Origin of the sequence: Pseudomonas sp. EggHat1, assembly GCF_014892995.1 — a bacterium.
Classification (GTDB): Bacteria; Pseudomonadota; Gammaproteobacteria; order Pseudomonadales; family Pseudomonadaceae; genus Aquipseudomonas; species Aquipseudomonas chaetocerotis.
Map to the genome: position 1 here is coordinate 64,055 of NZ_JACKQK010000019.1, position 7,224 is coordinate 71,278.

General features: G+C 56.2%; 4 protein-coding genes and 1 pseudogene. 1 reads left to right on the forward strand and 4 read right to left on the reverse strand.

Annotation, left to right across the window (positions count from 1 at the left end; translation table 11 throughout):
• Nucleotides 1-19: 19 nt before the first annotated feature.
• From INS93_RS22760 to INS93_RS22775, 4 genes are read right to left on the reverse strand one after another with little or no spacing between them, the layout of a single operon-like run.
• Entirely contained in the window at nt 20-1,756 is a 1,737-nt protein-coding gene (locus INS93_RS22760) for a DUF262 domain-containing protein (protein WP_192985629.1), read from the reverse strand.
• Between the two features lie 9 nt (nt 1,757-1,765).
• Nucleotides 1,766-5,428 carry a BREX system P-loop protein BrxC gene (gene brxC / locus INS93_RS22765; protein WP_192985630.1) on the reverse strand — a complete coding sequence of 1,221 codons (3,663 nt, stop codon included), beginning with the start codon at nt 5,426-5,428 and terminating at the stop codon, nt 1,766-1,768.
• Nucleotides 5,429-5,442: 14 nt separating this feature from the next.
• Entirely contained in the window at nt 5,443-6,021 is a 579-nt protein-coding gene (locus INS93_RS22770) for a DUF1788 domain-containing protein (protein WP_192985631.1), read from the reverse strand.
• On the reverse strand, nt 6,012-6,608 hold the full coding sequence (locus INS93_RS22775) for a DUF1819 family protein (RefSeq protein ID WP_192985632.1): 597 nt from the start codon (nt 6,606-6,608) through the stop codon (nt 6,012-6,014). The genes INS93_RS22770 and INS93_RS22775 overlap by 10 nt, the downstream gene beginning before the upstream one ends.
• 139 nt (nt 6,609-6,747) lie before the next feature.
• Between INS93_RS22775 and INS93_RS22780 the strand changes: the two are divergent.
• Nucleotides 6,748-7,224 (forward strand): annotated as a pseudogene (locus tag INS93_RS22780) (transposase); the annotation flags it as partial.

Consider the following 7,224-nt stretch of genomic DNA (forward strand, 5'->3'; position numbering starts at 1 on the left):
TTCTCCTCGGCAACTGTGACTACTGAAGGGCTGAGACGATTCGGGCTCTAAGCGCCTTGCGACGCTGCTCGTAGAACACAGTGAAGTCCGCCAACGACTCGGGAAGGTCGGTAATTTCCAAGCCTGCCAGGTACTGCTGGCGGGCGAGAGCATCAGGCTTGAACTGGGCGTACCAGTCATGCGGCATCTTCTGGCGCTTCTGGTTATTGATGCTGCCTTCAAGCAACTGGAGGTTTGCCAGACGGTTGGCCTTATCCGCCACTTCAGGCAACAGATCCTCTGGGATACCTGCCTTACGCAGTTGAGGCTTGGTAAAACGAGCTTGCGGATAGATATGGTCTACATGGAAGTGCCTGGACAGATCGAAGCCAGGGAAGATCAGCGAGAGCAAGGCAAAGGTTCGCTTATCGCCATAGGGCAGCTCGACCAACTCATCCAGTTCCTCCTCCGTGAAAGACAGCGTTTTACCGCGCGAGGACATCACGCTTTCGATCTGAGCCACAGGGAAGCCCGTCTGGGCATGAGTGCGGATCTGATCACGCAGGGCGGTTAGCAGGGTGTCCAATCCACTGCCCCAGATTCCGGACGCTTTAAGCAGACTGCGAATCAGCCACTTACGCACATTCTCGCGGTCTTGCGCGTACTCCGTGCGAGATAGGTAGCCTTCACCAGGCTGGCTCACGAACAGATAGTACGCGATGGGCAACAGGGCGCTGTCGGCGCGCAGGTTCTGGCTGTTGAAGCCGAAGCTGGCCAGCAAGCGAACGGATAGCAGCAAGGCCTCACGTATGCGCGACCAGTTCTCCTCCAACTGCGCCATGTTGGCCTTGTTGAAGTTTTCCACCTTGAACCCAACGCTGCCGATGTCCGACAGCATCAAGCCGGCCTTGAGCACCAGGTCTTTACTGAAGTTGAACTGGTCGCCCTCTTTGTTCATCTGGTCGACGAGCTGATGAATCTCCTGTCGGGCGTCGAGCTTCGACCACTGAGCCACAGCAATGGAGAGCAGGAGATCCGAATACGAAAGCGGCGTGCCGCCGCTGTTCATACGAATGAAGATACTCAGGACTCGCTCAAGATCCTGTTCGGTCTCTTCGTAGTAGCTGATGATTTCTTTAAGGTGAACCGTGCGGTAGAGATGGCGCAGCACCTTCTTCGCTTGCTTGCGCTGATCAGCACTGAGATCCAGCTCGTCCAGGCTGTCGATCAGGTCATCCTCGCTCTCGACCAGAACACGACAGACACGAAGCCATAGTTGGCTGTCTCCTGTTAGCTCCGTAGCGGTATCAGTAAGAAACTCAAAGCGGTACTCAGAGCCTGTTTCCGCATCCGGCTCGCCCAGCAAATCCAGGTAGAGATGACGGATCGGGAAGGCATCATTGTTCGACCACCACTTGCCTGGCAGCCTCCAGGCGTAGGAGCCACGCAGGCCAATGTTAAGCGCCGTCATGCGCTGCTGGCCGTCGAGTACAGCGACGAGATCCCGCTCGGGGAGGGCCTTCAACAGGGCGCAGTGGTAGTTGTCACGCTCATGGTAGTCACGGACAAAATCGTAGAACTGGTACTCCTGGCGCTTCTCCGGCGCTATACGCCAGAACAGGAAAGTGCCGAAGGGGTACCCCTGCATGAGACTGTCGAACAAGCGACAGATCTGCTCTGGCCACCAAACAAATTCACGCTGAATCGCCGGCAGGATGTACTCCTGGGAAGCGACCTTATCCAATAGCTGCTTGATCGTACCGCCTGGCTTGTACATGGCCGTTCCTTAGCGAATTTCAACGCGTTGATTGTCAGCGATGGCCTGCTCAAGCTCTTTACGCAGCTTGGCGAGGAAGTTGTCGATATCAGCTTGGGTCTCGATGTAACCAGAGCCTGCGAGCAGTTGAGCATCCACTACCTTGCGCTTTTTGACTGGTACGACCGGCGCGACAACAGCCGCAGGCGTATTAACCACTGGAGGCTCGGCTACTGGCACGCCCGGGTTACCACTGCCCGATGCAACGGGCGTTGGTGCTGGTGCGCTGGCTGCTGCCTTAGCTTTGGCGGCAGCTTGTTCGGCCAGCAGGTGTAGATGGTCGATAGCGGCATCGGCCAGGTCACGGGCTTCATCTTGCATCTGGCTGATATGGGCCAGGCTGCGCTGTTTGGTAATCAACTGCCGAAGCTTTTGCAGGGCCAGCAGGCTCTTGTTGCGCTGATCTGGACTGGCTTGGAGAGCATCCAATTCTTCATTGACCTTGGCCAACTGCTTGTCCAGCCAGGCATCCGCGCGCTCGTGGGCTTCCTTGAGGAAGGCATCGTTGATCTGGTTGGTCGTTTGGATCAGCCCCTCACCTTCACGAATCAGATTGAAGGGAGCTTTGGCGTTGAGAATTTCGTCAATGCGAGCCAGAGCACGAGCGGCTTTATCATTCTTCTCCAGCTTAGGGCGGTTGGGTTGGAAGTCGGCCTGTGCGGCACGCAGCTTGTCCCAGGCGGCCTTCTGGCTGCTGTAGAAGTTATCCAGGTCACCGTGGCTGTCAGAGAGGTCGAGCAGCGCACTACGCTCTTTGAGGAACAACTGGATGGCATCAAAGCTGTCCGGCGCCGCCTTGAGTTTGCCAATCAGCTTGAGCCCCTGGTCGATGTCGTCCAACCCCGGGTACTGTCCGGTCTGGGCCAATGCACGCCACTGTTTGAACTCGCTTTCCCAGCTATCAAGGCTGCTTTGCAGAAGGCTGTAGAGGCTGTCCTCGCCGTCCTGAGCGATCTTCTGAAACACCTCTTTAAACAGCTGACGGGCCTTTTGCAGCTCGCCAGAGCCTACCTGTTGGCGCTTCTGGATTTCAGTGGTTCGCCAGCGTGCCGGGGTGGAGATTTCATTCCAGACCTGATGCGGAGCCAGCGGGCCACCATTGCCGATCAGGCTGACCTCGCCTTTCAACATCAGCCGCACTATCAGCAATACGGTTTCCCATTCTGGCCAACCGTAGGGCCGGCGACCGTAATGGGTCTCCGCGAGGTCGTGCAGAACGATGCGGCGCGACTGCGAAGCAAGCAGTTCAATGTGCTGGCTAACCTCCTTGAGTGCACGCGGATTGGCCTCGCCTGTGCTCTCCAGGCCAAGGCCAGGCGTTTGCGGCGTGGCCAGCATGGCCTGGATTTCTTTCTGCGGGTCGCTGCTCAAGTGCTGGATGTAGCCCAGCTTACTAAAGGTATTACGCACCAGGTAGTCGAGCGCTTCTTCGGCCAACATCGGTGCGCTGGAAGCCTTGGTCTCCAGTTTGTTGCCGGCTACATAGACCTCGGCCTCGCGCAGCAGACGATCCACGGTGGTACTCAGACGCTGACGGCGCTGGCGGTTTTCCTCGGCACGATCCTGAAGGATGCGCTTGGTGTTGTGCGGCAGTGTGCCGTCGTTTTTGCGGGTGATGTATTTGTCGGTTTGCAGGTACAGGCGCAGCTCACGGGCCAAGTCGCGTTCGTCTTCCAGGCGCAGGAGCACACTGCCCTCTCCCTGGCTGGATTCAAGAATGCAGCGCTGCTCGCTCCAGGTGTCTCGGTCATCCACCAAGGGGCTGATAACCGAGATCAGCAGATCGCCATCAACACGGTTGCCCAGGGGATGAAGATCACACTGGCGGTTGAGCCCAAAGTCTTTGCCATTGTCGGGGAAGCGGAACTTGCGCTGACCGCGTAGTGCTTCATCAAACAGCAGCTGGCCCAGCTCACGGGCCTCATCGGCGCTGGTGAGGTCGACATCCTTGATCTCACGGCTGACGTCGCGCTCTTCATTGGTCAAGAAGAAGAAGTCATCACCGTTCCGGCTGACCAGGGTTTCTTTTTCCAGGCGCTGGAGGCTGTCTTCAATCTGCTTGCGCAGGCCTTGGCGGTCAGCGTCGATCTCATCGATAAACAGAGTGATCAGGTTATCGACGTTACCCTTGATCTCATCGACGTAGCGGATGAGGAACAGGGTCTTCAGCACCAGCGGGTCGAAGTCTTGCAAGCTTGGATTGCTGGCGGCGTTGTCGATGGTCGACTTGACCACGCCCTCAAGGAAACCCTCGATGGACGGATAGAAGCGGTAAAGCGGTACCAGGACGCCGACGCTATTCTCACTCACCGCCTTGGCAGCTGACTGGAAGGCGTCCAGCAGCGAGCGCTCACCACGGGCCAGGTGGGTACCGGTGGCACCTGCCTTGCGGATGCTTTCGAAAATGCGCTGCACGAGCTGGAACTGGTAAGGCACAAAAGGGTAAACGGAGGCGAAGTTATCTTCGTCGGTGAACGCTTTGTAGGTGCGCCCAGTGTTGGTAAAGCTGAGTTGATTGCGCAGGATGTCGGCCTTCTCGCGGTAGATCATGCGCAAGGCATCCTTGGGCTCAGTTTTTTTGTCGAGCAGGCGATGCTGAATCACTTCATCTACATTTCCGCTAGACAGCGACAGGCGCGTTTTAAAGCGACCCTGAATCTTTGAGAAGTCGTTAGCTTTGGAGGCGCGCACCTCACCCAGCACAGCGTCGATGTCTTCCTGTGAGGTGACCAGAACCCAGGCACGACCACCGCAGACCGTGCCGAGGTTCTCGGTGATGGTTTGCAGGCTGAGCATCAGGTGGGTGTCCTGGCCAATGAACTGGCCGACCTCGTCCACCAGGAACACGATGCGCTGGTCCTTGCCACGCTTATCCAGGTATTCCTTCACCCATTTAGCAAAACTTTCGACATTTAGGCTGAAGTCGTTTTCAAAGCGCTCAACCCAGGCATCGGCATCCTTGATTTCCTGCCCCAGAGTTTTCGACAGCGCAGTAGCCAGCGCCTCAACCTGGAAGTGGTAGGCGTCGCGCTCATCCTCCCAGCTGGAGCCCGATGCTTCAGCAAATACCTGTTTGAATTCAGCGAACTTGCCCAAGTCATCCAAGTGGCGCTCCATATGGGCGATATGCGGGTGATCACCGCAGAAGCCCAGGCGCTCGTTGAAGACCTTCAGGAAGACACGAAGAATGGCATCGCGCCCATCGGTGCTATCGGCCTTGCTGTCGATGTTGAACAGCAGCACATCGGTTTCGGCGGCAATGGCGCGCTTGATATCGGCGGCCAGCATCGGGTCGGTGACTTTGCTCTCGAAGAAATCGATAGCCTGGCGTGATTCTCCATCCTTGCTGACCTGCTTGTTTTCCAGTAGGTAAGAGAGAATTTTCAGGAAGTGCGACTTACCCGAACCGAAGAAACCAGAGATCCACACCCCTACTCGCCCAGAAGCACTCTGGGGGTTGTCCAAGGCCGCCAGATAGCTTTCAAAAAAGCTGCGTAGATGTTGATCCAACTCGCGGGTGATGTGGTACTCATCCAGTTCCTGCCAGACGGATTCAGCATCATTCTGATCAGCCTTGATCACGCCATTGATCTGGCGGTGTATGGGACGGGTAAAGAGACTCTTGATTTGCATGGTGGACATCCTTTTCAGCTCACCAGTCGGAAAGCACGGTAGTAAGGTTTCTCGCCCAGCTGACCGAACAGCTTCAGCGATTGGCCGTCATAGAGGCCTGGATAAAGCACCACCAGCGGGGTCTGCCCCATGAAGGGCTGGAGGTTGTTCAAAAGGTTGTGAGTGCGGATTAACGGATAAGCGCTGCCGACACCATTGATAACCAGCAAGCCGTACTCACTGGGCGGATAACGATCAACCAGTTCTTTAGCGACCTTGCCTGCATCCAGCGGTGCTTTGAGGGCTTTTTGCAGAGCTTCATCGCCCTTTTGCGATTGTAGGTCGATGGACTTATCCAGCAGCTTGCGCTTAGCGAGCATGTCCAGCATCAGTTCAAACAGGTTGATGAACGCGACCTTCAGCCCTGGGCGGCGTTTGCTGATAGCACCTTCAAGAAACTGGACATGCTCTCGCACCTTCACCTCATCTTGAGGCGGATAGTCAAAGGCGTAGAACGGCACCTCGTTGCCCAGGCCCTGACCACCAAGGAAGTCATCGGAGGTGACCTTATCCAGAATTTTATTGAGGCGTTCGTCGAGGTCGTTCACGGGCATACCTGGAGGCAATCGAGCACGTACTGCTCATTGTGTTGACGTAAATAGTGAAGAACCGCTGGTTCAATCTGCTGACTGCGTAGGCGCAGGCTACGGGTGTTCTCGATGAAACCAGCCTCTGCCATCATACGCATGGCATTTTGCCTTAACTTAACCCGTGTGGAGTCGCTGAGGGTAGGCATGTTCAGCTGCGAACGCAGGCTGTCTTCGATGTAGGCATCCCAATGCCGTGTTTCCAGGTGGGTCGCGAAACGGCGAAACTGGTCACGCACGACGGTGCGCAGAAAATCACCAAATAAGGGCGAAAACTTTACCGTTGCAGCCAAGACTGCATGAGTAGCAACAGGCATACTGCCGTCATGCACCATTTGCCAGAGTTCAACATCCATCGTTTGCAAGCGGGCTCGCGCCAAATTGGCATAGGTGGTCGCTGTCTTGGCCGTTCGCTTTTGCAGCACATTCAGCTCATAGACTTGCCTTTCCCACTCCTGAGGCGCTGCATGCTGCAACAGCAGGCCAGCAACGATGCGGGTTTCAGGCACGATTAATGAGCACTTGGTGAAATTTGCCAGGTAAACACTGCTCATAAATGATTCGCACTCATCAACCACATAAAAGTGCCTATTTTGAGCGCCAGCCGGACTGAGCGCCAGCCACAAATGTAGCGGTCTACTGATCCCGACCCCCATTTAGGGCGAGAATACTCGCCATAGAGAGAGGTGTCTGATGGACAAAAAACGTCGTACGTTCACGCCCGAGTTCAAACGAGAGGCAGCCAGTCTGGTGCTCGACCAGGGCTACAGCCATATCGAAGCAGCCCGTTCGCTCGGTTGGGTTGAATCGCCCCTGCGCCGATGGGTTAGCCAGCTCCAGGAGGAGCGAAACGGTACTACTCCGGCGAGCAAAGCGCTGACGCCCGAGCAGCAAAAGATCCAGGAGCTGGAAGCCAGGATCTATCGGCTGGAACGGGAAAAATCGATCCTAAAATAGGCCACCGCGCTCTTGATGACCGAGGAGCACGAGCGTTCGCGTTGATTGATCAATTTCGCGCTGAAGAGCCGGTTGATCTGTTGTGCTCGGTATTTGAAGTCCTCCGTTCCTGCTACTACGCGCACTGCCGTAAGCGCCGATCTCCGGACGTTAAGCGGCTACTTTTGCGCAGTCGAGTGAACGAGCTATTTACCCAAAGCCGCAGCGCTGCGG